Genomic DNA, 2,216 nt, shown 5'->3' on the forward strand with positions numbered 1-2,216 from the left:
ATCGTTATCTCATTGATGTTTTGCTGTTCAGTTTTCAAGGTTCATGTCAGAAGAATCAACTTGCATCCTTCTCCTTTAGTAGTTGTCGTTTTTTGGAGACAACTTTTATATCATAACATTTCGTTCGGTTCGTGTCAACAACTAATTTCACTCTCTATTTTCGTTGTTTTCATCGTGTCGCAAAAGCAACTTTATAAATATATCATTTCATCTCATGAAATGCAAGTCTTATTTAAAATGGTTTTCATTTCTATTTCAACGGTACCGAGGTTCACTACCTCAATCCTTTTTCATCATTAGAAATTCAACATTTTCTATTCCAATACCTTTTCAATAGTAAGATGACGATTCCTAGTCATATCCAATGATCCATCTACACTCTTCTTTACCATTGGACGTAATCTTCATCAAGCGGCAGCTTCGCCATCAACCCAATTTATGTTTTGGTCTTATTACTTTCGATATACAACAAAAATACAATCGAGCACACCTGAATCTAATCGGAGTCCAATCTAGTTGGAGTATGTTAATGAATAAGTTGTACAGAGCATTGATAACACCATTCTTCGCTATACAAAAAACAACCATCCGCTAAATTGTTGTGCACCCCAAAAGTTAGAGTCAAAATCTAACCTTTGGGGTGTTTTATTATGGCTAAATATAGCGATGAGTTTAAGTTGATGGTTGTGAAAGAGTATCTAGATGGTCCACTTGGTTTAAAGTTGCTAGTGCGTAAATACGATATAAAATCACATACGCAGCTTAGTAATTGGGTGAACGTTTACCAGAAATACGGCGCAATAGGGCTATCTATAAAAAAGAAACATGAAATTTATTCTGTTCAATTCAAGCTGGATGTACTAAGCTTTATGAAAAGGACAGGCGCTTCTCGAGCTGAAACAGCTCTTCATTTTGGGTTAACGAACCCACCCATGATCTCTTCTTGGAATAAAAAGTTCCTTGAAGGTGGTGTTGAAGCCCTGGACAACCCGAAAGGACGGCCAGCCATGTCGGACAAAGCGAAGAGCGTCAAGAAAAATAAGCAGCCCACACAACAGGATGAGATGACGCGTGAACAGAAACTAGAACGTGAAAATGAACTACTCCGTTTGGAGGTAGCTTATTTAAAAAAGTTAAAAGCTTTTCAGATGGATCCGGAGGGTTATCTCGAAAAGCACAAACAGCGTTATCATTCGAACTCAAAGAAAACTTCCCACTAAAGGACATCCTTCAAGTCGTAGGCATCCCCGAATCTTCTTATCATTATCATCTGAAAGGAATGATGACGGAGAACCCTAACCAGGAGTTGGAAGAAGAAATTCAAACTTTTTTTGAAGAGAATGATGAAAACTATGGTTACCGTCGAATTCAGCTGGCGTTGAAAAACAAAGGTATTTCAGTGAACCACAAGAAAGTTCAGCGTATCATGAGGAAGCTCGGACTCAAAGTAGAGAAATTCACTCGGAAATCTCGTCGCTATAGTTCCTATCAAGGCACCGTAGGTGCTGTTGCGAAAAACCTTATTCATCGCCGTTTCTACACAAATACGGCTTATCAAAAGCTGACAACAGACATTACGGAATTCAAGTGTTCAGATGGCTTTAAACTTTATCTCAGTCCTATTATGGACATGTATAACGGAGAGATTCTTTCATACGGCATTCATATGCATCCAACACTGGACTTTGTGATGAAACCGTTAGAAGACGCCCTTCAAATCGTAAAAGACTCAAAATACCGGACCACTATACATTCTGATCAAGGATGGCATTATCAGCATAGGAATTGGGTGAAGACCCTTAAGGCACATCATGTGTTCAAAAGTATGTCCCGTAAAGGGAACTGTCTAGATAATTCACCAATGGAGAACTTCTTTAGTCTATTGAAGCAGGAGATGTATTATGGGGTAGCGCTTCGCACATACGAGGAGTTAAAAAGAGATATTGAGACTTACATCATTTATTACAATAACAAGCGTATCAAGAAAAAATTAGCTGGCATGAGTCCGGTTCAATACCGTCTGCATACCAGCCAATTAGCTGCATAATATAAAACTCTAACTTTAAGGGGTCACAACAAATCGAGATGGTCGTTTTTTTATTCAACTTTTCGAGCAAGCTGCTAACTTTATCTCGCAAGTCTTCAGTTTCTTCATCTATTATCACTATTGCATGAACCTCCCACGACTGAAGTCACGGGTTTCAGGGTTGGTGCTA

At 38.7% G+C, this 2,216-nt stretch carries 1 protein-coding gene and 1 pseudogene; both read left to right on the top strand.

What is annotated here, in order from left to right; translation table 11 throughout:
• Positions 1–650 precede the first annotated feature (650 nt).
• Entirely contained in the window at positions 651–1,220 is a 570-nt protein-coding gene (locus tag AC25Y6_RS19555) for a transposase (protein ID WP_488144199.1), read from the top strand.
• Positions 1,187–2,047: pseudogene (locus AC25Y6_RS19560) on the top strand (IS3 family transposase); the annotation flags it as partial. The gene AC25Y6_RS19555 and the pseudogene AC25Y6_RS19560, both read left to right, overlap by 34 nt.
• Positions 2,048–2,216: the final 169 nt, after the last annotated feature.

It is taken from the genome of Sporosarcina sp. Y1004 (assembly GCF_057669665.1).

Bases quoted from the DNA above. Each gene is read 5' to 3' on its own strand.
- AC25Y6_RS19555 (WP_488144199.1), top strand. From the start codon at position 651: ATGGCTAAATATAGCGATGAGTTTAAGTTGATGGTTGTGAAAGAGTAT.